Origin of the sequence: Geothrix terrae (assembly GCF_022808775.1) — a bacterium.
GTDB classification, from domain to species: Bacteria; Acidobacteriota; Holophagae; order Holophagales; family Holophagaceae; genus Geothrix; species Geothrix terrae.
This window is the reverse complement of the sequence record NZ_JAKZLA010000001.1, coordinates 116,869-143,138: the sequence shown is the minus strand read 5'-3', so window position 1 is coordinate 143,138 and position 26,270 is coordinate 116,869. Positions and strand designations below refer to the sequence as shown.

Sequence of the window (26,270 nt, the reverse complement as noted above, 5' to 3'; positions counted from 1 at the left end):
GACCTCGATCAGGGGAGGCGCTCTGCCACGCGGAGGCGGGCGGAGCGGGAGGGGGGATTCGCGGCGGCCTCGGCCTCGCTGGGCGCGAGACCACCGGGATGGATGAGCTTGAGGAGCTTGGGGAGCGTGACGGGGGCCGTCCGGCCCGGTCCGTCGTAGATGCCCGCGAGGCGCCGCAGAGTCTGCTTGACGATGCGGTCCTCCAGGCTGTGGAAGCTGATGACGGCCAGGCGCCCGCCGGGGCGCAGGTGTCCGGCGGCGGCTTCCAGGGCGGCGGCCAGCCGGTCCAGCTCGCCGTTCACGGCGATGCGGATGGCCTGGAAGGTGCGGGTGGCGGGGTCGCTATGGCCTTTGCGCTTGGCGGGCTCGCGGGGGATGACCGTGTAGACGGCCTCGGCCAGATCCTTGGTGGTGGCCAGCCGGCCTTCGCGGTGCGCCCGGAGGATGGCGCGGGCGATGGGCCGGCTGGCGCGCTCTTCGCCGTACTGGTAGATCGCGTCGGCCAGGCTTTCGTCGGTCTGTTCCGCGATCCACTCCACGGCAGTGGGGCCGGAGGTGGTGTCCATGCGCATGTCGAGTGGGCCTTCATCCCGGAAGCTGAAGCCGCGTTCCGGGCTGCGGAGCTGGAGGGTGGAGACGCCCAGATCCGCGAGGATGGCGTCGAAGCCGCCAGGGGCGGATTCCGCCTTCCAGGCCAGGAAACGGGCATCGTTCCAGAGGTCCTCGTAGGCGCAGGCCAGGATCTCGAGGCGCGCATCATCGCCCAGGCGGCGGCGGGCCAGGTAGCGGGCTTCGGGGTCGCGGTCGACGCCCAGGTAGCGGGCGCCCTTGTCGCAGCGGGCCAGCAGGGCCTCGGCGTGACCGCCCAGGCCCAGGGTGAGGTCCAGGATCCGGGCCGCCGGGGGCAGCACCAGGTTGTCCAGCACCTCCTGGAGGAGGACGGGGACATGGGTGGGGGGCTGAGTGGCCATTATCAGATCCCCAGGTCCGCGAGCTGGGCCAGGTCCTCGGCGCCAAGTGGCTCGGCCGCCAGGCGGCGCTCGAAGCCGGCCTTGTTCCACAGGGCCAGGTGGTCCATCTGGCCGAGCACGGCCACCTCGCCGGTGAGCTGGGCGGCCTCGCGCAGGATGGGCGGGATGACGAAGCGGCCCTGGGCGTCCGGCTCCACTTCGCTGCCGAAGTAGGCGGTGGTCTCCAGGAACTTGCGCTTGGCGGGGCTGGTGGACGGCAGGGCGGCCAGGCGGGCCTCGATGGCCTCCCAGACCGGCAGGGGGTAGAGGCGGGCGGAGCGGCCGTCCAGGGACGTCAGATAGTGCCGCAGGGTGCCGGCGCCTTCACGCAGAGCTCCGACCCCCTCGCCCTGGGCGAAGGATTCGAGCTCGGCCTTGAAGGAAGAGGGGAGCTTCAATCGTCCCTTCTCGTCCACCGTGGCCGGTGAATTACCGCGGAGTCGCAGCACCGGCATCGCCTTTCAACTGCGGCCTCAGGAGATACCAGGAGGAGGGAAGAGACCACTTTGATCCACTTCAGACCACTTTTCTCCACTGAGAACCACTTCAAAGTCTAGAAAGGCGCCGAGATGCCACAAGCGGAAATAAAAGCGAAAAAGACACGCAAAGGCGTGTCTTTTTCGCTAAATATGAATAGAAGGTAACCGGGTTCAGTTCAGAGGCAGAGCTTCCCGCCCAGGGGCTTGCCGCCGAGGAGGTGGAAGTGGAGATGGAACACGGTCTGCCCCGAATCGGGCCCGGAGTTGGTAAGGAGGCGCCAACCGCTGGCGGCGACCCCGCATTCCCGGGCCAGGCGGGCGGCCACCTGGGGGATGCGACCCACGGCCGCGGCGATCTCTGGGGTCATGTCCGCCGGACCCTCGCAGTGCCCCTTCGCGATGATCAGCAGGTGCACCGGCGCCTGGGGCGAGATGTCTTTGAAGGCGAGCAAGCTGTCATCTTCGTACACTAGGGTCGCGGGGATCTCCTTCCGCGCGATCTTGCAGAATAGACATTCGCTGGTAGCGGCGCTCATCAGGACCCCCCATGTTCCACATCATCTTGCACCAGCCCGAGATTCCGCAGAACACCGGAAGCATCGGGCGCCTCTGCGTGAACAACGGGGCGAAGCTCCACCTGATCCACCCCCTGGGCTTCGACACCAGCGACTACTACCTTCGCCGGGCGGGGCTGGACTACTGGGAGAAGCTGGAGCCCACCCACTACGAGAGCTGGGAGGACTTCCAGACCCGCAACCCCGCCATGCGCCTCTGGTTCTTCAGCACCAAGGGGGCCAAGCGCCACACCCAGATCCCCTGGGCCTTCGGCGACGGCCTGGTGTTCGGCCGGGAGACCGTGGGCCTGCCCGACGACCTGCTGGCGACCCACAAGGACCAGCTGGTGCGCATCCCCATGCTCGGCGATCACCACCGCAGCCTGAATCTGGCCCAGGCCGCCGCCATTGGCCTTTACGAGGCGCTGAGGCAGACTGAAAACTGGTAAATCGCCCACCGGAGTCTCCATGAGCCAAGCGCCGATCCGCGTCGTCATCGCCAAGCCGGGCCTCGATGGGCACGACCGCGGCGCCAAGGTTGTGGCCCGCGCCCTGCGGGACGCCGGCATGGAGGTCATCTACACGGGCCTGCGCCAGACGCCCCAGCAGATCGCGGCGGCCGTGGTGCAGGAGGACGCGCGCGTGCTGGGCCTGAGCATCCTCAGCGGCGCCCACAACCAGATCTTCCCCGAGGTCATGCGGCTGCTGAAGGAGCAGGGCGCGGACGACGTGCTGGTCTTCGCCGGCGGCATCATCCCCGACGAGGACATCCCCGGCCTCAAGGCCCTCGGCATCCGCGAGATCTTCCAGCCCGGCACGAACACCGATGACATCGTGACCTTCATCCGCCGCGAGATCCCGGCCTGATGGCGAAGTCCGGTCCACTCTTCGAGTGCACGGCCTGCGGCGCCCGCCATCCCAAGGCCCTGGGTAAGTGCACGGCCTGCGGCGCCTGGGACACGGTGCAGGAGGTGCGCGGGTCCTTGAAGCGCGACCTCCAGCGCGCCAGGTCGGCCTATTCACAGAGCCACTACACGGGCCCCGTGGCGCTTCCCGATGTGGAGGTGACGGATACCCAGCGCAGCCCCACGGGCCTCGTGGAGCTGGACCGCGTGCTGGGCGGCGGCGTGGTGCCGGGCATGGTGGCCCTGCTGGGCGGCGAGCCGGGCATCGGCAAGTCCACGCTGCTGCTCCAGTGGGCGGCCACGGCGGAGGGCACCGTCCTCTACGCCAGCGGCGAGGAGAGTGAGCGCCAGATCAAGCTGCGGGCCCAGCGCCTTGGGGCCGAGAACCCAGGCATCCACCTGCTGGCGGAGACGGATGTTCGCCGCATCATCGAGGAGGCCGAGCGCATGAAGCCGGGCCTTCTGCTGGTGGACAGCATCCAGACCCTCTTCGACCCCGATTTCGAGAGCAGCGCCGGAAGCGTGAGCCAGGTGCGCGGCTGCGCCGCCATGCTCACCCGCTGGGCCAAGACCACGGGCACGCCCCTGGTGCTGGTGGGCCACGTCACCAAGGACGGCGGCCTCGCGGGCCCCAAGGTGCTGGAGCACCTGGTGGACACGGTGCTGGCCTTCGAGGGCGACCGGCACCACCACCACCGCCTGCTGCGCGCCCTCAAGAACCGCTTCGGCGCCGCCTTCGAGCTGGGCGTTTTCGCCATGACCGAGAAGGGCCTGGTGCCTGCCGAAGGCAATCCCTTCTTCCTGGACGCCGAGCCCCGGCCCGGCTGCGCCGCCACCGTGGTGCTCAGCGGTACCCGGCCCATGGTCGTGGAGATCCAGGCCCTGGTGGCCGCCGCAGGCCTGGGCATCCCCCGCCGCACGGCCCTCGGCATCGACGGCCAGCGCCTGTCCATGCTCTGCGCCGTGGCCGAGCGCCGGGGCGGCGTGCAGCTCCACGACAGGGACGTCTACGTGAACGTGGCCGGCGGCCTGGAGATCGAGGATCCCGCCGCGGACCTGGCCGTCATCGCCGCCTTGTGCAGCAGCGCCACGGGCCGGCTCCTGGCCGAGAAGGGCCTCTTCATGGGCGAGGTCGGCCTCACCGGCGAGGTGCGCCCCGTGGCCCAGCTCCCCCTGCGCCTCCAGGAAGGCGCCCGCCTGGGCTTCGCCTGTGCCGCCGTGCCCCGGCTGGGGCTGGAGGGACGGAGCCCCCTGGACCTCTTCCCCGAGACCAGTGTCGAGCGCCTGCGGGGCAAGGCGTGGCTGAAGGGCGTGGTGGAGGAGTAGGCCGTGTCCCTCATCCAGCCTATGCTCTTCCGATGACCTGGAGACCTGTCCCGCGGGCGGAAGTGGATGCCCGCTCGCTGCCCCTCGATCCCAAGCAGGGTTACCTGCTGTCGCGCCTGGACGGGACGCTGGACATCCCGACCCTGGCTGCCCTCACGGGCCTGGGCCAGGACCAGCTGACCGGCATGCTCCGGGACCTGGTGGCCCTGGGGGCCGTGGTTCCGGAACCCCCCGCGGCCCGTCCGCGCCCGACGCCACCACCGCCCCCGCGCGAATCCGAGGCGGAGGAAGCAGAAGGGGGCGAGGAAGCCGAGGAGGACACCCCCACGGCCGCCGCCCGGACGGCGACCCACCGCCAGCTCTTCGAGCACCAGCTGCACCCGAAGCCCGTGGACGAGCGGGTGGCCCTGGCCCGGATCGCCGTGGAGCCCGAGCTGAGCGCATGGTGCTTCGACCCCACGGCCGAGGTGATCCGTTCGGTGCTGGAGAACCCCCGGGTGGGCCCTGTTCACGCTCGCCTCATCGCCGCCCATCACCGCACCACGGCGGGTCTGGAGGCCCTGGGCGGACGGGCCGGCTTCACGAACGACGCCGGGGTTCGCCGGGCCCTCCTCCAGAATCCCCTGCTCCCGGCCAGCCTCTACCGCCGCCTCTGGTCCTCCCGGCGCCTGGCAGAGCAGTACTTGGTGGCCACCTCCCGCGACGCGCCGGAGCAGGTGCGCGCCATGGCCCGGGACCTGCTCCGCGCCAGCTTCACCCAGCGCACGGGCGAGGAGAAGGCCGAGCTCATCCTCACCACCGAGGGCCGCTGCCTGGCCAGCCTGGTGGGCCTCACACTGGATGGCCACGCCACCGCCCTGCTCTGCCGCCGCACCTACGTCTCCACCCTGCTCATCCAGAACCTGGGCCGCTGGAGCGCCACGCCGCCCCAGCTCATCGCCCACCTCCGCCGCCAGGACGCCGTGAAGCGCAACGCGCCATTGCGCCAGCTGCTGGAGCGGCATCCCAACGCCAGCTGAGCCCGCCCGGCTAGACTGGCGTCATGACAGGCATGGAGGCGGGGGTGGCCGGATCCGACGAGCGCGACTATGTCCTCGGGACGCACCGGGAGGAGATCGAGCGGCTGGGACTGCAGCACCGGGTCTGGCGCCCCCAGGTGCTGGAATGCTGGCGGAGGGCGGGGATCACCACCGGTTCCCGGGTGCTCGATGTCGGCGCCGGCCCCGGCTACGCCACGTTGGACCTGGCCGAGATCGTAGGCCCGACGGGCGAGGTCCATGCCGCCGAGCGCTCGGGCAACTTCCTCCAGCATGCCCGCGGGGCCTGCCAGGCGCGCGGCCTCGCGAATGTCCGCTTCCACGAGCAGGACCTCATGGCGGGCCCCCTGGAGGTGACGGACATGGACGCCACCTGGTGCCGCTGGGTAGCCTCCTTCGTATCCGATCCCGCGAAGTTGGTGGGCGTCGTGGCCCGGGCCCTGAAGCCCGGAGGCGTGGCCATCTTCCACGAGTACCTGGACTACCGCACCTGGCGCCTGGCGCCCCCCTGCCCGCCCCTGGAGTCGTTCGTATCGGAAGTCATGGCCAGTTGGCGGGCCTCCGGCGGTGAGCCGGACATCGCGCTCTCCCTCCCCACCCTGCTCGAGGCCGCCGGCCTCGCCGTGACGCGCCTCGAGCCGAAGATCTTCGTGATCCCTCCCACGGACTTCATCTGGAAGTGGCCCTCCGCCTTCGTGGAGACCAACCTCCTGCGCCTCCTGGAGCTGGGCCGCGTGGACGAGGCCTGGGTCCGCTCCGTGCGCGAGGCACTCCGCGCCGCCGAAGCCGACTCCCGGACCTTGATGATCACGCCCATGGTCCTGGAGATCGTGGCCGAGCGGCGCGGTTGACTGAAGGCCACCACATTCGCGGAGGTCGTGGAGAAAGCTGAGGGACGCAGGGGAAATCAGGCCAAAGCCTGATGATTCTCTTCTCAGCCTATCTCCGCTTCCTCTGCGGCCTTCGCGTGCGCCGATTTGTTAGAGCCGCTCAGGGCTTCAGGCGTAGACGCGCTGCAGCCCCGGATCCTGGGTCAGCTCCTCGATGAGGTCGCGGACGCTGATCAGGTCACGGAGCTTGGCCCCGTTGCTGCCGGTGAAGAAGAGGCCATTCTCCTCGTCACCCTTCATGGCGTCCGCCAGACGATCGGCGATGCAGTAGCCCACGGCGGCGGCGCCCTTGCCGTGGCCGCAGGGCGACAGGCAGTTGCTCACGCAGCGGATCTGGGGCGCGGTACCGGCCTCTATGCGCGCCTGCAGGGAGGTGCGCACGCCGCGGGCGGGCAGGCCCACGGGGGACTTCATGAGGCCGATGTCCTCGGCCTTGGCGCGGAGGATGACCTCCTTGAAGATCGGCGAGGCGTCGCACTCGAAGGTGCCGATGAAGCGGGTGCCCATCTGCACGCCGGAGGCGCCGAGGGCCAGGAAGCGCTGGATGTCCGCATGGTCCCAGACACCGCCCGCCACCAGGATGGGGAAGTCACCCCACTTGTCCCGCTCCTCGATGACCTCGGGCAGGATGTTCTCCAGGGTGTGAGCCGGATCGGCGCAGCCCTCGTGGCTGAAGCCCTGGTGGCCGCCGCTCTCGGGGCCCTCCAGCACCACCGCGTCCGGCAGGCGGCTGAATTTCCGCTGCCACTGCTTGCAGATGACATTGAGGGCCCGGCCCGAGGACACGATGGGCACCAGGGCCACATCTGCGTCGCCCACCATGCCCGGCAGGCCCAGGGGCAGGCCCGCGCCGGACACGATCATCTGGGCGCCGCCGGCCAGGGAGGCCTTCACGGCGGCCTCGTAGCCCTCGATGGCGCAGAGGATGTTCACGCCCACGGCGCCGCGGCCGGCCGAGCGCTCGCGGGCCTCCCGGATGATCCACTCCAGGGCCTTGGGGGGATTCAGCGAATCAGAGCCGTCGGGGCGGCCCAGGCGCATCTTGGGATTGGCGGAGCCGTGGTAGCCCGTGCCGATGGCCGATACGAGGCCCACGCAGCCCTCGTGGGCCACGGCGCCCGCCAGGCCCTCCCAGGAAATGCCCACGCCCATGCCGCCCTGCTGGATGGGATAGGCCAGGTCGAGGTTGCGGATGCGCAGGCGGGGCAGCGTGCAGGCGCCCTTGCGCACCAGGGACTGGGCCATGGAATCGAGACCCGCCATGAGCCGGGTCCGGAACGCCGCCAGGGGCGAGGCATCCAGGAGGGAGGGCGTGCGGGGCTGGAGGCCCACGGCGCCGTCGGCCATGGCCTGCCGGGCCTCGGCCTCGGTGTCGGCCGTGGCCATCACCGGCAGGCCCAGGTGCCGCAGGGCCGCCACCAAGCCCGCCCGGGCCAGGAGGCCCGAGGCGCCGCCGGCCTTGGCCTGGGCCGCCTCCTCGGCGTTCTGCACGGCCACGATGCGGGGCAGGTTCGCGTGGCGGAGCATGGCCAGGGTGGGGGGCAGCTCCGCCGTGTGCAGCAGGAAGGCCACCCCCGCCTCGCGGGCGGCGGCCATGACCGAATCCGCGCTGTCGCGGAGGCCGCGCAGGTCCAGCCCGATGCGGGCGCCCTCGCGCATGGAGGCCTTCAGTTCCTGCAGGCGTTCCCGCAGCTTGGCGGCGTCCGGAAAGGCCTCGGTGCGCGTCAGCGCCCAGCCCCCGGCGCGGAGGAAGGCGGCCTGGAAATCCATGGAACCGGGTGCCTGCCAACCCTGGAGGGTCGGCAGAGACGCGGTGTTGAAGAAAGACTCGGACATGCTTGGCTCCGTGGGAGCGGAAATGGCTTTTCTCCCAATGTCATTCTGAGGCCATTCCCCCTGTGACGGGGTTCAACCTTCCTACTCGGGGTCAAAATCACCTCCCCGAGAAGCCATCCGGCCCGGCGTCAGGATCCGCCGGGCCGGATGGGCATGGATGTTCCGTATGCAACAGCTGGTATGTCAGCTCTTGACCGCAGGAGCCGGCACCTCGACGGGGTCCAGGAAGGGCATCATGCGACGCAATTCACGCCCCACCTGCTCCAGCGGGTGGTCGTAGTCGGCGGCCCGCTGAGCCTCGAACCACTTCCGGCCCGTGCGGTTCTCCTCCAGCCAGGCCTCGGCGTAGCGGCCGTCCTGGATCTCCTTCAGGATCTCCTTCATTTCCGCCTTGGTCTGGGCGGTCACGATGCGGGGGCCCCCGGTGTAGTCGCCGTATTCGGCCGTGTCGCTGATGCTGTAGCGCATGTAGCTGAGGCCGCCCCGCTGCATCAGGTCCACGATGAGCTTCAGTTCGTGCAGGCACTCGAAGTAGGCGATCTCGGGCTGGTAGCCCGCCTCCACCAGGGTCTCGAAGCCCGCCTTCACCAGGGCGCTGGTGCCGCCGCAGAGCACCGCCTTCTCGCCGAAGAGGTCCGTCTCGGTCTCCTCGGTGAAGGTGGTCTCCAGCACGCCGGCGCGGGTGAGGCCGATGGCCGCCGCGTAGGAGAGCGCCACCGCCAGGGCCTGCCCGCTGGCGTCCTGGTGGACGGCCACGAGGCCCGGCGTGCCGCCGCCTTCCACGAAGACCTCGCGGACCCGGTGGCCGGGGCTCTTCGGGGCCGCCAGGCTCACATCCACGCCCGCGGGAACCTCGATGCAGCCGTAGCGGATGTTGAAGCCGTGGGCGAACATCAGGGTCTTCCCCGGCACCAGGTGGGGTGCGATGGATTCCTGGTAGAGCGCCGCCTGGCCCGTATCGGGCGTGAGCACCATGATCACGTCCGCCCAGGCCGCGGCCTCTGCGGGTGTGGTGACGGTGAGGCCCTGGGCCTCCGCCTTGGCTCGCGAGGCGGAACTGGCGGGCAGGCCCACGCGGACGTGGACGCCGCTGTCCTTGAGGTTGAGGGCGTGGGCATGGCCCTGGGAGCCGTAGCCCAGGATGGCGACCTTGCGGGCGCGGATGAGGCCGAGGTCGGCGTCGTAGTGGATCTTGGCCATGGGAGGCTCCTTGGTGGGTGGTCGGAAGTCGGTGGTTTGGGGATCAGACGGACATGGCCTGGTTGCTGGCCGGTTGGGGGGCGGCCGTGAGGCGCGGCTGCGGCGAAGCCCGGGAGCCCCGGGCCATGGCGACGGCCCCCGTGCGCCCCAGCTCGAGGATCCCGAAGGGCCGAAGGGCGTCCACCAGGGCGTCGATCTTGTCGGGGCCGCCGGTGCACTCGATGGCGAGGCTGTCGCCGGCGATGTCCACCACGTTGGCGCGGAAGACCTGGGCGAGCTGGAGGACTTCGGAGCGCACGTCGAGACCCGCCGCCACGCGGATGAGGGCCAGGTCCCGCACCACCTTGGGCCGGTCGCCCAGCTGCTGGACCTCGAGGACGCTCACCTGCTTCCTGAGGTGCTCCACCGCCAGTCGCACGGTGGCTTCCTCCGCGTCCACGACGATGGTCATGCGGGACTGGTGGGGTCGCTCGGTTGGGCCCACGGTGAGCGAGTGGATGTTGAAGCCCCGGCGGCGGAACAGCGAGGCCACCCGCGTCAGCACGCCCGGTTCATCATCGGTATAGACCACGAGCACATGGGGCATGGGATTCCTTTCAGACGGGGTCGGATCCGGTTTCGGCGATGGCGCTGGCGCCGGCATGAGTGGCGGGACGGCGGATCATCTCGTGCAGGGCGGCGCCGGCGGGAACCATGGGATAGACGCTGTCCTCCTGCTCCACCCGGAACTCGATGAGGGCGGTGCCCTCGGCGGCCCGGGCCGCGGCCACAGCCTCGGCCAGATCCGCCCGCGTGTCCACGCGCTGGCCGTGGATGCCGAAGGCGCCGGCCAGCTTCACGAAGTCCGGCGACAGGATGGGCGTCGCCGCGTAGCGGCCCTCGTAGAACAGGGCCTGCCACTGGCGGACCATGCCGAGGAAGCCGTTGTTGATGATGGCGATGTTCACCTTCACCCCCTCCTGCACGGCGGTCATCAGCTCGGCGAAGGTCATCTGGAAGCCTCCGTCGCCGGCCACCACCCAGACCTCGGCCTCGGGCCGGGCCAGCTTGGCGCCGATGGCCGCCGGGAGGGCGAAGCCCATGGTGCCCGCGCCCCCGCTGGTGATGAGGCTGCGCTCCGCGTCGTGGTGGTAGTACTGCGCCTCCCACATCTGGTGCTGCCCCACGTCCGTCACCACCACGGCGTTCCCGCCCGTGAGGCGCCAGAGGTCGTGCATCACGTGAGCCGCGTACAGGTGGCCGTCATCGGGCAGGTTCTTGATGTCGCGCACGGCGGAATCGCCACGCCAGCCGCGGATCTGCTTCAGCCACTTGGACCGGTCCGCCACGGGGACATCCGGCAGGAGGGCCCGCAGAACCGTGAGCAGATCCCCGGCGATGGCCACATCCACGGGCACGTTCTTCCCCAGTTCGCTGGCGTCGATGTCGATGTGGATCTTCTTCGCGTGGGGGGCGTACTCCTTGAGCTTGCCGGTCACCCGGTCATCGAAGCGCATGCCGAAGGCCAGCAGGAGGTCCGCCTCCTGGATGGCCTTGTTCACCCAGGCCTCGCCGTGCATGCCCATCATGCCGAGGCTGAGGGGGTGGGTCGCGGGCACCGCGCCCAGGCCCAGGAGGGTCAGGGCGAAGGGGATGTCGGCCCGCTCGGCCAGGGTGAGCACTTCGGCCCGGGCGCCGGACATCTGGATGCCGTGGCCCGCCAGGATGATGGGCCGCTTGGCGTGGCGGATCAGCTCCAGGGCCCGGGCCAGGGCCTCGGGATCCAGGGGCGGCGGCAGGTGGCGCAGGTGCCGGATGGGCTCCGCCGCCTCCCAGTCGAGGTCCGCCCTGCCCTGCTGGGCGTCCTTGGTGATGTCCACCAGCACGGGGCCCGAGCGCCCGCTCTTCGCCACGGCGAAGGCCTCCCGCAGAGCGGGCACGATGTCCGCGGCCCGTGTCACCAGGTAGTTGTGCTTGGTGACGGGCAGTGTGATGCCCGTGATGTCCACTTCCTGGAAGGCGTCGGTGCCCAGCACGCCGGAGCCCACCTGGCCCGTGATGGCCACCAGTGGCGTGGAGTCCATCATGGCCGTGGCCAGGCCCGTCACCAGGTTCGTGGCGCCGGGGCCCGAGGTGGCCACCACCACGCCCACCCGGCCCGAGGCCCGGGCGTAGCCGTCCGCCATGTGCACGGCGCTCTGCTCGTGGCGCACCAGCACGTGCCGGATGGAGAAGTCCACCATGGCGTCATAGGTGGGGAGGATGGCCCCGCCCGGATAGCCGAACACGGTGGTGACGCCCTCCCGCGTCAGGCATTCCCAGATGAGCTGGGCCCCGGTGTGCGTTCCCGCTTTGCTCACGGTTCCTCCTTCACTGGGCCAGGGTGATGGCGCCCTCGGCCGCGCTGGCGACCGTGGCGGCGTACTTGGCGAAGACCCCCGTCCGGTAGCGTGGCGCCGGGGCCTTCCACTCGGCCCGGCGCCTCGCCAGCTCCGCCTCCGGCACCTTCAGGTCCAGGCGGCGGGAGGGGATGTCGAAGACCACCGTGTCGCCCTCGCGCACCAGGGCGATGGGGCCGCCTACGGCCGCCTCCGGGGACACATGGCCCGCCATGAGGCCCCGGGTGGCCCCGGAGAACCGGCCGTCCGTGAGGAGCGCCACGGATTCGCCGAGGCCGGCGCCCACCAGGGCCGCCGTGACCCCCAGCATCTCACGCATGCCGGGACCGCCCTTCGGGCCCTCGTAGCGGATCACCACCACGTCGCCGGGGTCGATGCGGCCTGCCTGCACGGCCGCGAAGGCGTCCTCCTCGTGCTCGAAGACGCGGGCGGGGCCCGTGTGGTGAAGGCGCTCGTGACCCGCCACCTTGATGACGCAGCCCTCCGGCGCCAGGCTGCCCCGCAGGATCACGAGGCCGCCGCTGGGCTTCAGAGGCCGGTCGAAGGGTCGCACCACCTCCTGCCCGGGCGTCTCCAGCGCGCCGGCCAGTTCCTCGCCCAGCGTGCGGCCGGTCACGGTCAGGGCCGCGCCGTGGATGAGCCCGCCCTCCAGCAGGCGGTTGGCCACCAGGCGGATGCCGCCGGCGGCGTAGAGGTCCGGCGCCATGAAGCGCCCGCCGGGCTTCATGTCCGCCAGCAGCGGGGTGCGCGCGCTGACGCGGTCGAAGTCCTCCAGCGTGAAGGGCACGCCCGCCTCCCTGGCCAGGGCCAGGTAGTGCAGCACAGCGTTGGTGGAGCCGCCCGTCGCTGCCACGGCCGCCACGGCGTTCTCGAAGGCCTCGCGGGTGAGGATGGCGCTGGGACGCAGGTCGCGCTTCAACAGCTCCATCACCAGGCGCCCGCAAGTCTCGGCGGCCTCGCCCTTGCGGGGATCCTCCGCGGGAATGCCGTTGAGGCCCATGGGGCTCAGGCCGAGGAGCTCCAGGCTGGCGGACATGGTGTTGGCGGTGAACTGGCCGCCACAGGCACCGGCGCCGGGACAGGCGGCATCCTCCACTTCCTTCAGGCCCGCGTCGTCCAGGCGGCCGGCGCTGTGGGCCCCCACGGCCTCGAAGACGTCCTGCACCGTGAGGTCCTTGCCGCCGCAGTGCCCCGAGGCCGTGGAGCCGCCGTAGAGGATCAGGCCAGGGATGTCCAGGCGGGCCAGGGCCATGGCCACGCCGGGGTTGGTCTTGTCGCAGCCGGAGAGGCAGACCAGCGCGTCGAAGGCGTTGCCCCGGGCCACCAGCTCGATGGAATCGGCGATGACCTCGCGGCTCACCAGGGAGGCCTTCATGCCCTCGGTGCCCATGGTGATGCCGTCGCTGATGGAGACCGTGCAGAACTCCATGGGCGTGCCGCCAGCGGCGCGGACGCCGGCCTTCACGCGCTCCGCCAGCTCCTGCAGGTGGTAGTTGCAGGGGCCGATCTCGGTCCAGGTGTTCGCAATGCCGATGATGGGCTTCGCCAGGTCCTCGTCCGTGAAGCCGATGGCCTTGAGCATGGCCCGGGCCGGGGCGCGATCGGGCCCCTGGGTGATGACCCGGCTGCGGCGGTTGAGGGGTTGTCCTGCGTCTGACATGGTCTTCCTCTGTGGAAGGCCACCGACCTCGGGGATGACAGGACCAGATGTGGAAAGGCCCCGCATCGTTCGAGGTGCGGGGCCGGTTTCGGTTGGTTCCGAGAACGTCTAGGGGGCCCCCACCTCGCCGCTAATAATCAGCACGGCGGGAATGGCCACCAGGTCGGCCACGGGGCGCGCCACTGCGGGCGACATCGCCGCAGCAGCCGAGTGGTCGAGGTGGGAGAGGCTCATGGGCGACGAGTTTTAGGGATCCCGCGGGAAAAGTCAACCGGGAAGTCAGGCCATATGGGGGGGTCATGGGAATCCTCAGGAGAATCGATTTCGAAGGGGGTCGGGCCGATGTAGAAAGGCCCCGCCTGGAGGTGCGGGGCCGGGATCCGGAAGCTGCCGTCCCCGCCCCTAGCCCGCCAGCCGCAGTACCAGCCCGGGCAGCCCGGTAATCACGACGATGGCCCGCACTCGGAAGGGCGGGATCACGTCGATGCGGGCAAAGGTGGCAGGCATGGGTTGGGTTTCCGGACGGAGGAATGGGGCGGTTGAAGATCAGAGATGGCTGCGGGCACCCTCGGGCGAACCACACCAGGCGTAGGCGGAGTCGGCCAGCCGGGCCCCCTTGGCGCCGGGGGGGCGGATGGCGTCGCGGATCTTGGCGCCCAGGGCCTGGGTGCCGTGGTGGTGCTTGAGGCCTCCCAGGTCCGAGGTGCCATGGCCGCCCTTGAGGACGCGGTCCACCGCGGATTCCAGGGCCCGGGCCTCGGCCTCGAGCCGGAGGCTGTGGCGGAGGAGCATGGCCGCGGAGAGGATGGTCCCGATGGGGTTCGCCGCATCCTTCCCGGCGATGTCCGGCGCGGAGCCGTGGATGGGCTCGTAGAGGCCCACGGGACCGCCCAGGCTGGCCGAGGGCAGCAGGCCCAGCGAGCCCGCGAGTACCGCGGCCTCGTCGCTGAGGATGTCCCCGAAGAGGTTCTCCGTCAGCACCACGTCGAAGTCGCGGGGCCGGGTGATGAGGGCCATGGCGAAGCTGTCCACATAGGCGTGGGAGACCTTGACCGTGGGATAGGCCGGAGCCAGCTCATCCACCACGTGCCGCCAGAGGCGGGAGGTCTCCAGCACGTTGGCCTTGTCCACGGACACCAGCCTGCGGCGGCGGCCGGCGGCCAGCTCGAAGGCCACCCGGGCGACCTGCTCGACCTCGGTGCGGGTGTACGGCAGCGTGTTCACGGCCCGCTCCTCCGAGAAGGACCGGGGCTCTCCGAAATAGAGGCCGCCGCCCAGCTCTCGGACGATCATCAGGTCCGTGCCGTGGACCACCTCCGGGCGGAGGGGCGAGGCGTCCTCCAGGGCGGGGTGGACCTTGACGGGGCGCAGGTTGGCGTAGAGGCCCAGGGCGCGCCGCAGGCGCAGCAGACCCGACTCGGGACGCTGCTCGCGCGGGTGGCGATCCCAGGCGGGCCCGCCCACGGCGCCCAGGAGCACCGCATGGCCGGCCTGGCATGTGGCGAGGGTGTCCGCCGGCAGCGGATCCCCCGTGGCGTCCACGGCCGCGCCACCGATCAGGGCTTCCTCCAGGTGGAACTGGTGGCCGAAGGCCTTGGCCACAGCGGTGAGGCAGGCGGCCGCCTCGCGGACCACCTCGGGGCCCACGCCGTCGCCGGGAAGAAGGGTGATGCGGGCTTCCACGTTCAGACTCCCCACAGGTACTGATCAGGGTCCGCTCCATCCTCTGGGGACGGGGCGGGCAGCGCGGCGGCCTGGACGGCAATGTCCGTCCTGGCGTCGGCGGATTCAAGGCCTTGCGGCAGGATTTCCTTCATCACATCACCCCCTGGCGGCGGACGGGACCAGCGGCGGGTGTCTCGGCGGAGCGGCGGGCGAACAGCACCTTGTTGGAGGCGTTCAGGTAGGCCCGGGCGCTGGCCTCGACAATGTCCGTGCTGGCGCCCTTCCCCCCTTGGACGACGCCGCCGAACTCGACCTGGACGAACACCTCCCCCACCGCGTCCGCGCCGCCCGTGATGGAATACACGCGGAAATCCACCAGCTTCCCCTTCAGGCCCGTGAGCTTGTCCACCGCCGCGAAGACCGCGTTCACCGGGCCGTCGCCCATGGCGGTCTCCGTGGCCTCTCCCGCCTCGCCGGCCAGGGTGACCAGGGCCGTCGCGAACATGGCGGTGCCAGCCGTGGCCTGCACCGCGCGGAGCTTGAAGGCCTCGGGAATATGCGTGAGTCCGTCGCGCACGATGGTCAGGAGGTCCTCGTCGAAGATCTCCTTCTTCTGGTCGCTGAGCTTGGTGAAGAGCTTGTAGGCCTTCTCCAGGGCCCCCTTGTCCAGGGGGTAGCCCAGCTCCTCGAAGCGCTTGCCCAGGGCGTGGCGGCCCGAGTGCTTGCCCAGCACCAGGCTCGTGCGGTTCGCCCCGACGGATTCGGGGGTCATGATCTCGTAGGTGGAGCGGTGGCTCAGCATGCCGTGCTGGTGGATGCCACTCTCGTGGGCGAAGGCGTTCCGGCCCACGATGGCCTTGTTGGGCTGCACCTGGACGCCGGTGATGTTGGCCAGGGTCTGGCTGGCGCGTGTGATGGCCTCCCGGTGGATGCCCGTCTCGTAGGGCATCGCGTCCCGGCGCACGGACAGCGCCATGACGACTTCCTCGAGGGCGGCGTTGCCGGCCCGCTCGCCGATGCCGTTCACGGTGCACTCCACCTGGCGGGCCCCCGCGGCCACCGCCGCCAGGGAGTTCGCTACCGCCAGGCCCAGGTCGTTGTGGCAGTGGACGCTGATGGTGACGCCGTCAATGCCCGGGACCTTGTCCCGCAGGTACCGGATGAGGCGGCCGTACTCGTCGGGCACGGTGTAGCCCACGGTGTCGGGCACGTTGAGGACCGTCGCCCCCTCCTCGATGGCCGCGGTGAACACCGCCACCAGGAAGTCCCAGTCGCTGCGAGTGGCGTCCTCGGCGGAGAACTCCACGTCCGGCGTGAAGCCCTTGGCCGTGCGCACGCCCTCGCGGATCATGGCCAGGGCCTCTTCGCGGGACTTCTGGAGCTTGTACTCCAGGTGGATGTCCGAGGTGGCCAGAAAGGTGTGGATGCGCGGCCGGGCGGCACCGGAGACCGCCTGCCAGGCCCGTTCGATGTCCTTGGGAAGGGCGCGGCAGAGGGCGGCGATGACGGGTTTCCGGCATTCGCGGGCCACGGCCTGCACGGCGGCGAAGTCATCCTCGGAGGCCACCGGGAAGCCGGCCTCGATGACATCCACGCCCAGCGCCTCCAGCTGGCGCGCCATCAGCAGCTTCTCGTCCAGGTTCATGCTGCAGCCGGGCGACTGCTCTCCGTCGCGGAGGGTGGTGTCGAAAATGGCGATCCGCTCACTGCCCATAAAGGACTCCTGGACCGGCCGGGGCCGGAGGGATCACCAAAAGATCCTCCAGTCCAACCCATAAATACATTTAATTTTTTTTATGATTACATAAGTAATACTTAAAACCCTACACTTCCCGACGGAGGGTCCATGGACCTCGGACAGCTGGAAACGTTCCTGGTGGTCGCGCGCGAGAAGAGCTTCTCCCGCGCGGCGGAGCGTCTCTTCCGCACCCAGCCCGCCGTGAGCCTCGCCCTGAAGCGCCTCGAGGAGGAGCTGGGCGAGACCCTGGTGGACCGCACGACCAAGGGCGGCACGCTCACGGACGCGGGCGCCACCTTGCTCCCCCTGGCGCAGCGCATGTTCGACCTGCGGCAGGAGATCCTCGACACCTTCGGGGCCCTGAAGGGCCTCCAGCAGGGCCGTCTCAACGTGGGCGCCAATGAGAGCGTGTCCGAGTTCCTGCTCCCCCGGATCCTCCTGGCCTACCAGCAGGCCTGGCCCGCCATCAAGATCCAGGCCTACCGCCAGACATCAGAGCGCATCCCCACCGAGGTGCTGGAACGCCGGCTGGACGTGGGCTTCGTCTCCTACGACGCCCTCCACCCTGAGCTGGTGAGCGAGGTGATCCACCGGGACCGCATGGTGCTGGTGGTCCCGCCCGGGCATCGACTGGCGAAGCGGAAGAACGTCAGCATCACGGACCTGGGGGAGGAGCGCTTCGTGGCCCACAACGCGCCCACGCCCACCCGGACCGCCATCATCGAGCTGTTCGCCCGCTGCAACACCCCGCTCCGTCTCACCATGGAGCTGGCCTCCATCGCCACCATCCTCGAATTCGTGAGTCTGGGGGCCGGGCTGGCCATCCTGCCCCGCATGACCACCACAGCGGCCGTCCGCGAGGGCCGGGTGGTGGAGATCCCCGTCCGCGAGCTCCAGGTGGAGAAGCTCATCCGCATCGTCACCCGCCGCGAGGCGGCCCTGTCCCCCGCCACGAGGGCCTTCCTCGACCTGATCCGCGCCATCGACTTCGACCACCCCGACTCCGCTCCAGCAAGGAAGAGCCCATGAGCCCGCGCACCCTCTACGACAAGATCTGGGACGAGCACCTGGTGGCCACCCGCGCCGACGGCACCAGCCTGATCTACATCGACCGCCACCTGGTCCACGAGGTCACCAGCCCCCAGGCCTTCGAAGGTCTCGTCCTGGCCGGGCGCGCCCTGCGCCGGCCGGCGCAGATCCTCTCGGTGGCGGACCACAACGTGCCCACCCGGGACCGGGAGAAGGGCATCTCCGACGAGACCTGCCGCCTCCAGGTGGAAGCCCTTGAGGCCAACGTGAAGGCCCACGGCGTGCCCTACATCCCCCTCCTGGACGACCGCCAGGGCATCGTCCACGTGGTAGGTCCGGAGCAGGGCTTCACGCTGCCGGGCACCACCGTGGTCTGCGGTGACAGCCACACCAGCACCCACGGCGCCTTCGGGGCCCTGGCCTTCGGCATCGGCACCAGCGAGGTGGAGCACGTCATGGCCACTCAGACCCTGCCCCAGCGCCGCTCGAAGAACCTGCGGGTGCGCTTCGAGGGCACCCTGCCCGCCGGTACTGGCGCCAAGGACATGGCCCTGCGCCTCATCGGCCAGATCGGCACCGCCGGCGGCACGGGCTGCGTGATGGAGTACACGGGCCCCGCCGTCCGCGCCCTCACCATGGAGGGCCGCATGACCCTCTGCAACATGAGCATCGAGGGCGGCGCCCGGGCGGGCCTGGTGGCCCCGGACGACACCACCTTCGCCTATGTGGCCGGCCGGCCTCTGGCGCCGAAGGAGGCCCTCTGGGACGCCGCCGTCGCCCACTGGCGCACCCTCGCATCCGATCCCGACGCGGTCTTCGATCAGGAGGTGGTCGTCGACCTCCGCGACATGGCCCCCCAGGTCACCTGGGGCACCAGTCCCCAGTGGGTCACGGACATCACGGGCCGCGTGCCTGACCCCGCCCACGCCCGCAACGCCGATGAACGAGAGGCCATCCTCCGCGCCCTGGAGTACATGAGCCTGGAGCCGGGCACGCCCATGGAGGCCATCGGCATCCAGGCCGTGTTCATCGGCTCCTGCACCAACGGCCGCATCGAGGATCTCCGCGAGGCCGCGGGCGTGGCGCGGGGCCGGAAGGTGGCTCCGGGTGTGCGGGCCCTGGTGGTGCCCGGCTCGGGCCTGGTGAAGCGCCAGGCCGAGGCCGAGGGCCTGGACCGCGTCTTCCTCGAGGCTGGCTTCGAGTGGCGCCAGCCCGGCTGCAGCATGTGCCTCGGCATGAACGAGGACCGGCTCGAGGCCGGCGTGCGCTGTGCCAGCACCAGCAACCGCAACTTCGAGGGCCGCCAGGGCCGCGGCAGCCGCACCCACCTCGTGAGCCCGGCCATGGCCGCCGCCGCCGCCGTGGCGGGCCACTTCACCGACGTCCGCCGTCTGCTGGAGGCCTGATGCTCCCCTTCACCACCCTCACGGGCATCGCCGCGCCCCTCCTCCGCGCCAACGTGGACACGGACCTCATCATCCCCAAGCAGTTCCTCACGACCCTGGTGCGCTCGGGCCTGGGCCGCCACCTCTTCCACGAGATCCGCTACAGCCCCGAGGGCCGGGAACTGCCGGACTTCCTGCTGAACCGCGAGCCCTACCGGCAGGCCACCATCCTGCTCTCGGGACCGAACTTCGGCTGCGGTTCCAGCCGCGAGCACGCGCCATGGGCCCTGCTGGACTTCGGCATCCGCTGCGTCGTCGCCCCCAGCTTCGCCGACATCTTCTTCAACAACTGCTTCGCCAACGGCATCCTCCCGGTGGTCCTGCCCGCGGAGGCCATCGCCCAGCTCGCGGAAGCGGAGGGTTCCCTCACCGTGGACCTCGCAGCCCAGACCATCTCCGGCGGCGGGCGATCCTTCCGCTTCGAGATCGAGCCAGCGCGCAAGACGACCTTGCTGGAGGGCATGGACGAGATCAAGCGCAGCGAGGCGAACCTCCCCGACATCGAGGCCTACGAGACCCGGCGGCGAGGTGAGGCGCCCTGGCTGGCCATCGGCGGGCGCTGAATTCGACGAGGATTCAAGAAATCCCCACCACCAAGACTCCAAGGCACCAAGACCTGCATTTGCTTTTCTTGGTGCCTTGGCGTCTTGGTGGTGTTCCTTTGCTTTCCAACGGCGATCAGCACGAGCCTGGCGTCGCGCTACCCTGAATGACTGCAACATCCGGGGTCCCCCATGAAATCCATGACCGCCTTCGCCGAGGTCGTCCGGCCCCTGGCCGCCGGACAGCTCCGCTTGACGCTGCGCAGCGTCAACCACAAGGCACTGGATCTCAGCCTGCGCCTGCCCCCCGCCCTCTTCGCCCTGGAGGCGGGCCTCCGCGCGCAGGTGCGCGAAGCAGGGTCGCGCGGGAAGCTCGACCTCGCGGTGGAGGTGCAGGACGACCCCTCCCTCGAGCCCCGCCTGAACCGCGCCCTGCTGCGCGCCCTCGCCAAGGGCTGGCAGGAGGACGCTGAATGGCTGAACCTGCCGCCCATGACGGCGGAGGCCTTCTTCCGGGTGCCCGGTGCCTTCCAGGCTCCAGATCCGGACCTGGCGGAGCGGCTGGAGGCTCCCGTGCGCGAGGCCATGGCCGCCCTTCTGGAGCTCTGGAACGCGGGCCGGATCCGCGAAGCCGAGCGACTGCGACCGTTCTTCGAGGATGCGCTCGCGCGGCTGCAGTCCCTCCGGGAGCGGCTCCAGGCAGAAGCGGAGCTCCAGGCCGCCGACCTCCCCGGTCTCTACCACCAGCGCGTCGAGCAGCTTCTGGAGGACGCGCGCCTCACGGGCCAGCTCCCCGCCGAGCGGCTGCTCGCCGAAGCGGGCGTGCTCGCCGAGCGCCAGGACGTGCGCGAAGAGCTGACCCGCCTCGCCGCCCACCTGGACGACTTCGCCGAGCGCCTTGCCGCCGGCCGCCTCGAAGGCAAGGCCATCGACGTGTGGTGCCAGGAAGTCCTCCGCGAACTCAACACCACCGGCAGCAAGTGCAAACGCATCGCCATGACCCGCGCCGTCATGGAAGCCAAGGGCGTCCTGGATCAGATCCGCGAGCAATCCGCAAATCTGGAGTAGGTCAGAATCCCAGCGGGTCGTAGGGTAGCTCGGTGCTGCTCCGCCAGGCACCGAAGAGGCGGGTGCGCGTCCAGTCCGAAGCATCCGGCCTCAGGCGCCGCATGCGGCGGGAGAGGAACCACACGGTGCCGTCCTTCAGGCGGAATTCGTCGTAGGGGGCGAGGCGGGCCTTCGCCATGTCCTCCGGGGCAACCTGCCCGGGGAACGCGGCCCAGGCCCAGCGGCGAGCAGCCAGGCCTTCCGCCCAGGCACGGCTCTCCAGCAGGGCCGGATCGGTGCTGATCCGCACGCCCGCCAACCCGGGGCGCCCGGGGGTGAAGCGCTCGAAGCGGGTCAGCGTCATCCCCTGCCGCACGAAGGGCCCGCTGCCGGGGATCCGCCAGCGGGTGAGCAGGTCCGGCAGGCCCTTCTGGGGGGCCCTGAAGCGCAGGTCCAGCGTCGCGCCATCGATCAGGCGGGAGGTCCCCCCGAGCTTTCCCAGTTCGGGCTCGAGCGCCTTTGCCATCCGGGGCGCGTCGAGCACGGTCCCGTCCTGCATCCGCCAGCCGGGCCGCGCCACGAGGCGCCACCGGCGACCATGCCGCGACCCCTCAAGCGTCGACAGCAACTGTCCCGTCCAGCCGCCTTCCGGCGCCCTCACCAGCAAGGCGAGATCGGACTGGGCGACCAGGAAGGCCTCCACGCCGGCGCCTGCGGGCAGCAGGGCCTCCACCACCGCCTCGTCCTCGCCGAACTCGGGCTGGCCGGGCACGAACAGGGCATCACCCGGAGCCAGGGGCACCGGCACAAGCGCATCCTGGTACAGCCAGTATCCGCCCGCCGCCAGGGCGGCCAAGGCGAGGGTCAGGAGGGCCAGGCGGAGCTTCATGGTCAGGCGGTCCGCAGCAGGTAGGCCAGGGGCTCGATGCGGCGCAGGGCCTCCTCGATGTCCGCCATCTCCACATCCCGGTGGGGGATGAACCGGACGGCCGATCCGACCGGCAGGGCGCGGACGCCGACGGCCTCCAGGGCAGCCAGGGCCGCGGCCGCATTGGGCACCGGCACCAGCAGGATGTTCGTTTCGGGCACGGGAGCCGCGATGCCGAAGGCCCGCATCCCCTCCGCCAGCCTCCGGGTCTTGGCATGGTCCTCGACGATGCGGGGCAGGTAGTCCAGGGCCACCAGGCCCGCGGCCGCCACCACGCCGCCCTGGCGCACGCCGCCGCCCAGCATCTTGCGAAGCCGCCGGGCCTCGGCCACGGCGGGCTTCGACCCGCAGACGAGGGAGCCCATGGGCGCGCCCAGACCCTTGCTGAGGCAGACCTGCACCGTGTCCGCGCCCTCGGTGAGGGCGGACGGCGGGAGCCCAAGCGCCGCGGCGGCGTGCCAGATCCTCGCCCCATCCAGATGCACCGCCAGCTTCGCGGCCTTCGCCGCGGCCACGAGGGCGCGGTGCTCCTCCCGCGGCGTCACGGTGCCGCCGGCGAAGTTGTGGGTGTTCTCCAGGCAGAGCAGGGTGGTGTGCAGGGTGTAGTAGGGGCCGGGGGTTCCCGCGGCCTTCGTCACCTGGGCCGGGGTGGGCCGGCCGGGGCCACCTTCCCAGGCCAGGGCCTCGGGCATGCCGCCCGCCAGCCAGGCCGCCGTGCCCAGCTCGGACCCCAGCACGTGGGCCTGGGCCGGCGCCAGGAACCGGTCACCCCGCTTGAGGTGCAGCATCAGGGCGATGAGGTTGCCCATGCAGCCCGAGGGCACCCAGAGCGCCGCCTCCATGCCCAGCAGCTCGGCCACCCAGCCCTCCAGCCGGACCATGGTGGGATCGCGCTCCAGCACGTCGTCTCCCACCTCCGCCGCCGCCATGGCGGCGCGCATCTCCTTCGAAGGCTGGGTCACGGTGTCGGAGCGGAGGTCGATGGATCGCATAAGAAGATTCAACCATGCATGGCACACTCAATGAATCGTAGGAGCATGAATGAACCTGCTGCACGCCATCCTCCTGGGATTGATCCAGGGCCTGACGGAATTCCTGCCGGTGTCCTCCACGGCGCACCTGACGTTGGCGGAGCACCTGATGTTCGACGGGCGGCCCATGCCGCTGGCCTTTGACGTCCTGCTGCACGGGGGGACGCTGATCGCCCTGATCATCTACTTCCGTCGGGAGCTGCTCCAGGTGGCCATGGGCTGCGTGGGCCGGGATTCCGAAGGCCGGAAGCTGGCGTTGTGGCTCTTCATCGCCATGATCCCCACGGGGGTCTTCGGCCTGGCCACCAAGGCGGTCAAGGAGGCGGCGAAGGAGCACTTGTGGGTCTACGGGATCGGGCTGATCTGCACCGCCGGCCTCCTCTACCTGGCCAACCGCCTGAGCCGCGAGCGGAACAACCTGCGCCATGAGGACCAGGCGGGACGGGGGATCAGCGACCTGCGCGCCTCGGACGCCCTCGCCGTGGGCGCCATCCAGGGCATCGGCGGCGGATTCGGGCTGTCGCGCTCTGGCTCCACCATCTCCATGGGCGTGTTCCAGGGCCTGCGCCTGCCGGTCTCGGCGCGGTTCAGCTTCCTCCTGGGCGTGCCCACCATCGCCGCCGCCGCGGCCGTGGAGCTGCGGGGCCTGCTGAAACCCATCCTGAAGCACCAGCCTCTGCCCGCGGACCTGGCCTTCCCCGCCGGATCGGCCTCTCCCGCCCTGCTCTGCGGGATCGGCGTCCTGGCGGCAGCCATCTCGGGGTACCTGGCCATCGGCCTCCTGGACCGCTTCACGCGGAAGCCGAAGCTCAATGGCTTCGCGGTCTACTGCCTGGGTCTGGGCATGGTGATGCTGGCGCTCAGCGCCACGGGCGCCCTCGGCCACCACTGAAGGTCCGGCTACTCCCGTTCGCCGGCCGGTTTGGGCCGTTCGCCGGTCCTGGGGCCAGGGGAGCGCGCTTCCCCCTACACTGGGGCCTGTCCTTCCGGAGGTCCGGTGATCCAGCTCCACGAGGTCCATAAATCCTTCTCGGTGAAGGACAGGAAAACCCACGTCGCCAAGCGGATCGACGCGGTGCGCGGGATCTCGCTGGAAGTGAGGCCGGGTGAGATCTACGGCCTGCTGGGGCCCAACGGCGCCGGCAAGTCCACGACCCTGCGCATGATCGCCGGGCTCATGGACCCCGATGCGGGCTCCATCCACGTCTGCGGCCACGAGACCCGGCGGGCGCCGGAGGCGGTGCGAGGGTGCCTGGGCTACCTCAGCACGGACATGGGAGTGTACGCCCGCTTCACCCCAAGGGAACTGCTGCGGATCTTTGGCGAATTCCAGGACGTGGATCCCCGGATCGCCGAGCGCCGGGGCATGCACCTGCTGGAGAAGCTCCAGCTGGCGGATTTCGCCGACGTGAAGATGGAGGGGTTCTCCTCCGGACAGAAGCAGAAGGTGAGCATCGCCCGGGCCCTGCTGCACGACCCCAAGGTGGTGATCTTCGACGAGCCCACCACGGGCCTGGACGTCCTCACCGCCAAGACCGTCCTGGACCTGCTCGGCATCATGCGGGAAGAGGGCCGCACGGTGATCGTGTCCACGCACGTCATGCCCATGGTGGAGGACATCTGCGACCGCGTGGGCATCATCTTCGACGGCAAGCTGCATGGCGACGCGCCGCCCAGGGACCTGCTGCTCTCCCGGCGCGCGAAGACCCTCGATGAGGTCTTCTTCCAACTGGCGGCCGAATCCGAAGTCGAAGGAGGCCACTGATGCGCGGCGCCCTGCTCATCGCCAAGAAGGAGTTCCTGGAGCTGTCCAAGGACCGCAAGACCCTCTTCTTCGCCTTCGTGCTGCCCTTCCTCCTCTACCCGGCCATCTTCGGCATGATGGCCAAGATGGCGAAGCGGGACGAGGCCCAGAACCGGGGCAAGGCCAGCCGCATCTACCTGGCGGATCCATCCGGCGCCCTCACCGGGACGCTGCAGGCCGACCCGAAACGCTTCGAGCTGGTGCCGAAACCCGAGGGCGACCTCAAGCAGGCCGTCCGGGACCAGAAGCTGGACCTGGCCCTGGAGGCGGATCCCGGCGCGATGGAGGCGCTTCAACGGCACGAGACCTTTTCCCTGACCGCCACTGTCGATGAAAGCGAACACACCTCGGAGCTGGCCTTGAAGCGGGTCAAGGAGGCCCTGCGAAACCAGGAGAAGAGCTGGATCCAGACCCGGCTTGAGGACCTTGGCGCGTCCCCCCAGCTGGCGGAGCCTCTGAAGCTGGAAGTGAAGAACGCCGCGGACCCGGCCCTGGAGATGGGCAAGGTCATGGGGCGGATCCTCCCCTACCTGCTGATGATCATGATGTACACCGGATCGATGCAGCATGGGATCTACGCCACGGCGGGGGAGAAGGAGCGCCACACCCTCCTGAGCCTCATGGCCACCCGCCTGCCGAGGAACCAGATCATCCTCGGCAAGCTGCTCTACATCTTCAGCATGGGCGTGATCGCGGCCCTACTGAACCTGCTGAGCATGGGCCTCTCCATCCCCTTCATGACCGGCGGGGCCACGAATTCCATGCAGGCCCTGGCCGCTGTGGCCAACCCCATGACCCTGGGCCTCACCTTCATGATCATGGTCCCGCTGGGCCTCTTCTTCTCGAACTTCATCCTGCTCATGGGCATCCAGGCCCGGAACACCATCGAGGCGGGCAGCGCCATCACGCCGGGCATCTTCCTGGTGGTGTTCCTCGGCGTGTTCACCATGGCCCCGGGCGTGGACAAGATGCCTTTCCTGACCTACGTGCCCGTGGTGAACGTCTGCCTGTCCCTCCGCAAGCTCTTCAGCCAGCAGTTCGACCAGCTGGAATACCTCGTGGCCTTCGCCATGACGGTGGGCCTGGCGGGGCTCATGACCTACGTTTCCACCCGGCTCCTCAACCGCGAAAAGGCCTTGTTCAAGGCTTGATGGCCGAATCCGGGCACCACCATGGGATTTGCCCGGGAAAAGCTGTCATCCTATAGTTTCTCCAAGGCTTCCAGAGGATCCCGTATGGCTACGAAAGCCAAGTCAGAACAAGCTCCCAAGTCCACCCACGCCCCGGCTGGCCAGCCCTACCTCTTCGCGGACGCGTTCGCGAAGGCCGTGAAGCTGGTGGATGGCGGCAAGTACGCCGAGGCCGTGAAGGCCCTGGACACGCTGATGGAAGAAGCCCGGGCCGCCGGCGACTGGGCGGTCAAGCGCCGGGCCGAGGTCTATCGCGCCCTGGCCGAATCGAAGCTGCATCCCCCCAAGGCCGCCACGGCCGACGCCATCACCGAGATCCAGGCCTGCCTCAACCGGCGCGATGCGGATGGCGCCCTCAAGCTGCTGGAGAAAGCCATCAAGACGCACCCCGCGCAGGGCAACCTGCATTACCTGCGGGCGGTGGCCTTCGCCCAGGCGGAGAACGCCGAGGCCTCCGCGGAAAGCATGAAGAAGGCCGTGGAGCTCGACGGCGACCTGCTCTTCCAGTGGCACATGGAGCCGGACTTCAACTCCGTCCGGAAGTCGCCGCTCTTCGCCTTCACCGAAGGCCGCTAG

The 26,270-nt window shown here is 70.0% G+C and carries 26 protein-coding genes; 13 read left to right on the top strand and 13 right to left on the bottom strand.

Annotated elements, in window-relative coordinates:
• Positions 1–8: 8 nt before the first annotated feature.
• The 3 genes from rsmH to MLE42_RS00670 all read right to left on the bottom strand — a co-directional run bounded on the left by rsmH (position 9) and on the right by MLE42_RS00670 (position 2,025).
• The gene (rsmH, locus tag MLE42_RS00680; RefSeq protein WP_243285949.1) at positions 9–971 is read right to left on the bottom strand and encodes a 16S rRNA (cytosine(1402)-N(4))-methyltransferase RsmH; all 963 of its coding nucleotides are present in this window, start codon (positions 969–971) and stop codon (positions 9–11) included.
• Between the two features lie 2 nt (positions 972–973).
• Positions 974–1,459 (bottom strand): division/cell wall cluster transcriptional repressor MraZ, encoded by a 486-nt coding sequence (locus MLE42_RS00675; RefSeq protein ID WP_243285948.1) that lies wholly within the window; start codon positions 1,457–1,459, stop codon positions 974–976.
• A 206-nt stretch (positions 1,460–1,665) separates the two neighbouring features.
• Positions 1,666–2,025: a histidine triad nucleotide-binding protein gene (locus tag MLE42_RS00670; RefSeq protein WP_243285947.1), complete on the bottom strand. Its 360-nt coding sequence runs from the start codon at positions 2,023–2,025 to the stop codon at positions 1,666–1,668.
• Positions 2,026–2,036: 11 nt separating this feature from the next.
• Between MLE42_RS00670 and MLE42_RS00665 the strand changes: the two genes are divergently transcribed.
• Genes MLE42_RS00665 through MLE42_RS00645 form a run of 5 tightly spaced genes read left to right on the top strand, consistent with a single transcriptional unit; the run spans position 2,037 to position 6,162 of the window.
• Positions 2,037–2,492 (top strand): tRNA (cytidine(34)-2'-O)-methyltransferase, encoded by a 456-nt coding sequence (locus MLE42_RS00665; protein WP_243285946.1) that lies wholly within the window; start codon positions 2,037–2,039, stop codon positions 2,490–2,492.
• Positions 2,493–2,511: 19 nt separating this feature from the next.
• The gene (locus MLE42_RS00660) at positions 2,512–2,910 is read left to right on the top strand and encodes a cobalamin B12-binding domain-containing protein (RefSeq protein WP_243285945.1); all 399 of its coding nucleotides are present in this window, start codon (positions 2,512–2,514) and stop codon (positions 2,908–2,910) included.
• A complete protein-coding gene (gene radA, locus MLE42_RS00655) occupies positions 2,910–4,274 on the top strand; it encodes a DNA repair protein RadA (RefSeq protein ID WP_243285944.1) in 1,365 nt (454 codons plus the stop codon). The genes MLE42_RS00660 and radA overlap by 1 nt, the downstream gene beginning before the upstream one ends.
• A 32-nt stretch (positions 4,275–4,306) precedes the next feature.
• Positions 4,307–5,293 (top strand): hypothetical protein, encoded by a 987-nt coding sequence (locus MLE42_RS00650; RefSeq protein WP_243285943.1) that lies wholly within the window; start codon positions 4,307–4,309, stop codon positions 5,291–5,293.
• A 44-nt stretch (positions 5,294–5,337) separates the two neighbouring features.
• Positions 5,338–6,162, top strand: coding sequence for a class I SAM-dependent methyltransferase (locus MLE42_RS00645; protein WP_243285942.1), 825 nt, complete (start codon positions 5,338–5,340; stop codon positions 6,160–6,162).
• Positions 6,163–6,309: 147 nt separating this feature from the next.
• Here MLE42_RS00645 and MLE42_RS00640 read toward each other — a convergent pair whose 3' ends face one another.
• The 8 genes from MLE42_RS00640 to MLE42_RS00610 all read right to left on the bottom strand — a co-directional run bounded on the left by MLE42_RS00640 (position 6,310) and on the right by MLE42_RS00610 (position 16,654).
• The gene (locus MLE42_RS00640; RefSeq protein ID WP_243285941.1) at positions 6,310–8,037 is read right to left on the bottom strand and encodes an NAD(P)H-dependent flavin oxidoreductase; all 1,728 of its coding nucleotides are present in this window, start codon (positions 8,035–8,037) and stop codon (positions 6,310–6,312) included.
• A 183-nt stretch (positions 8,038–8,220) separates the two neighbouring features.
• The gene (gene ilvC, locus MLE42_RS00635; RefSeq protein WP_243285940.1) at positions 8,221–9,237 is read right to left on the bottom strand and encodes a ketol-acid reductoisomerase; all 1,017 of its coding nucleotides are present in this window, start codon (positions 9,235–9,237) and stop codon (positions 8,221–8,223) included.
• 43 nt (positions 9,238–9,280) lie between these two features.
• Positions 9,281–9,823, bottom strand: a complete 543-nt coding sequence (gene ilvN, locus MLE42_RS00630) for an acetolactate synthase small subunit (RefSeq protein ID WP_243285939.1) — start codon at positions 9,821–9,823, stop codon at positions 9,281–9,283.
• Between the two features lie 10 nt (positions 9,824–9,833).
• Positions 9,834–11,576, bottom strand: coding sequence for a biosynthetic-type acetolactate synthase large subunit (ilvB, locus tag MLE42_RS00625; RefSeq protein WP_243285938.1), 1,743 nt, complete (start codon positions 11,574–11,576; stop codon positions 9,834–9,836).
• Positions 11,577–11,586: 10 nt separating this feature from the next.
• Positions 11,587–13,275 (bottom strand): dihydroxy-acid dehydratase, encoded by a 1,689-nt coding sequence (gene ilvD, locus MLE42_RS00620; protein WP_243285937.1) that lies wholly within the window; start codon positions 13,273–13,275, stop codon positions 11,587–11,589.
• Between the two features lie 108 nt (positions 13,276–13,383).
• Positions 13,384–13,509 (bottom strand): hypothetical protein, encoded by a 126-nt coding sequence (locus MLE42_RS15940; RefSeq protein ID WP_275975627.1) that lies wholly within the window; start codon positions 13,507–13,509, stop codon positions 13,384–13,386.
• 312 nt (positions 13,510–13,821) lie between these two features.
• Entirely contained in the window at positions 13,822–14,958 is a 1,137-nt protein-coding gene (gene leuB / locus MLE42_RS00615; protein WP_243285936.1) for a 3-isopropylmalate dehydrogenase, read from the bottom strand.
• Positions 14,959–15,091: 133 nt separating this feature from the next.
• Positions 15,092–16,654, bottom strand: a complete 1,563-nt coding sequence (locus tag MLE42_RS00610) for a 2-isopropylmalate synthase (protein ID WP_243285935.1) — start codon at positions 16,652–16,654, stop codon at positions 15,092–15,094.
• A gap of 132 nt (positions 16,655–16,786) precedes the next feature.
• Between MLE42_RS00610 and MLE42_RS00605 the strand changes: the two genes are divergently transcribed.
• The 4 genes from MLE42_RS00605 (at position 16,787) to MLE42_RS00590 (ending at position 20,762) form a co-directional block, all read left to right on the top strand.
• The gene (locus MLE42_RS00605) at positions 16,787–17,707 is read left to right on the top strand and encodes a LysR family transcriptional regulator (RefSeq protein ID WP_243285934.1); all 921 of its coding nucleotides are present in this window, start codon (positions 16,787–16,789) and stop codon (positions 17,705–17,707) included.
• The gene (leuC, locus tag MLE42_RS00600; RefSeq protein ID WP_243285933.1) at positions 17,704–19,113 is read left to right on the top strand and encodes a 3-isopropylmalate dehydratase large subunit; all 1,410 of its coding nucleotides are present in this window, start codon (positions 17,704–17,706) and stop codon (positions 19,111–19,113) included. The genes MLE42_RS00605 and leuC overlap by 4 nt, the downstream gene beginning before the upstream one ends.
• Positions 19,113–19,715: a 3-isopropylmalate dehydratase small subunit gene (gene leuD / locus MLE42_RS00595; RefSeq protein WP_243285932.1), complete on the top strand. Its 603-nt coding sequence runs from the start codon at positions 19,113–19,115 to the stop codon at positions 19,713–19,715. The genes leuC and leuD overlap by 1 nt, the downstream gene beginning before the upstream one ends.
• A 171-nt stretch (positions 19,716–19,886) precedes the next feature.
• The gene (locus MLE42_RS00590) at positions 19,887–20,762 is read left to right on the top strand and encodes a YicC family protein (RefSeq protein ID WP_243285931.1); all 876 of its coding nucleotides are present in this window, start codon (positions 19,887–19,889) and stop codon (positions 20,760–20,762) included.
• A gap of 1 nt (position 20,763) precedes the next feature.
• Here MLE42_RS00590 and MLE42_RS00585 read toward each other — a convergent pair whose 3' ends face one another.
• Positions 20,764–21,630, bottom strand: a complete 867-nt coding sequence (locus tag MLE42_RS00585; RefSeq protein ID WP_243285930.1) for a periplasmic substrate-binding domain-containing protein — start codon at positions 21,628–21,630, stop codon at positions 20,764–20,766.
• Between the two features lie 2 nt (positions 21,631–21,632).
• Positions 21,633–22,661: a GntG family PLP-dependent aldolase gene (locus MLE42_RS00580; protein WP_243285929.1), complete on the bottom strand. Its 1,029-nt coding sequence runs from the start codon at positions 22,659–22,661 to the stop codon at positions 21,633–21,635.
• A gap of 49 nt (positions 22,662–22,710) precedes the next feature.
• Here MLE42_RS00580 and MLE42_RS00575 point away from each other — a divergent pair, with 49 nt between their 5' ends.
• From MLE42_RS00575 to MLE42_RS00560, 4 genes are all read left to right on the top strand, one after another.
• A complete protein-coding gene (locus MLE42_RS00575) occupies positions 22,711–23,592 on the top strand; it encodes an undecaprenyl-diphosphate phosphatase (RefSeq protein WP_243285928.1) in 882 nt (293 codons plus the stop codon).
• Between the two features lie 105 nt (positions 23,593–23,697).
• The gene (locus MLE42_RS00570) at positions 23,698–24,465 is read left to right on the top strand and encodes an ABC transporter ATP-binding protein (RefSeq protein WP_243285927.1); all 768 of its coding nucleotides are present in this window, start codon (positions 23,698–23,700) and stop codon (positions 24,463–24,465) included.
• Positions 24,465–25,655 carry an ABC transporter permease gene (locus tag MLE42_RS00565; protein ID WP_243285926.1) on the top strand — a complete coding sequence of 397 codons (1,191 nt, stop codon included), beginning with the start codon at positions 24,465–24,467 and terminating at the stop codon, positions 25,653–25,655. Before MLE42_RS00570 ends, MLE42_RS00565 begins: the two co-directional genes overlap by 1 nt.
• 84 nt (positions 25,656–25,739) lie before the next feature.
• The gene (locus MLE42_RS00560; RefSeq protein ID WP_243285925.1) at positions 25,740–26,270 is read left to right on the top strand and encodes a hypothetical protein; all 531 of its coding nucleotides are present in this window, start codon (positions 25,740–25,742) and stop codon (positions 26,268–26,270) included.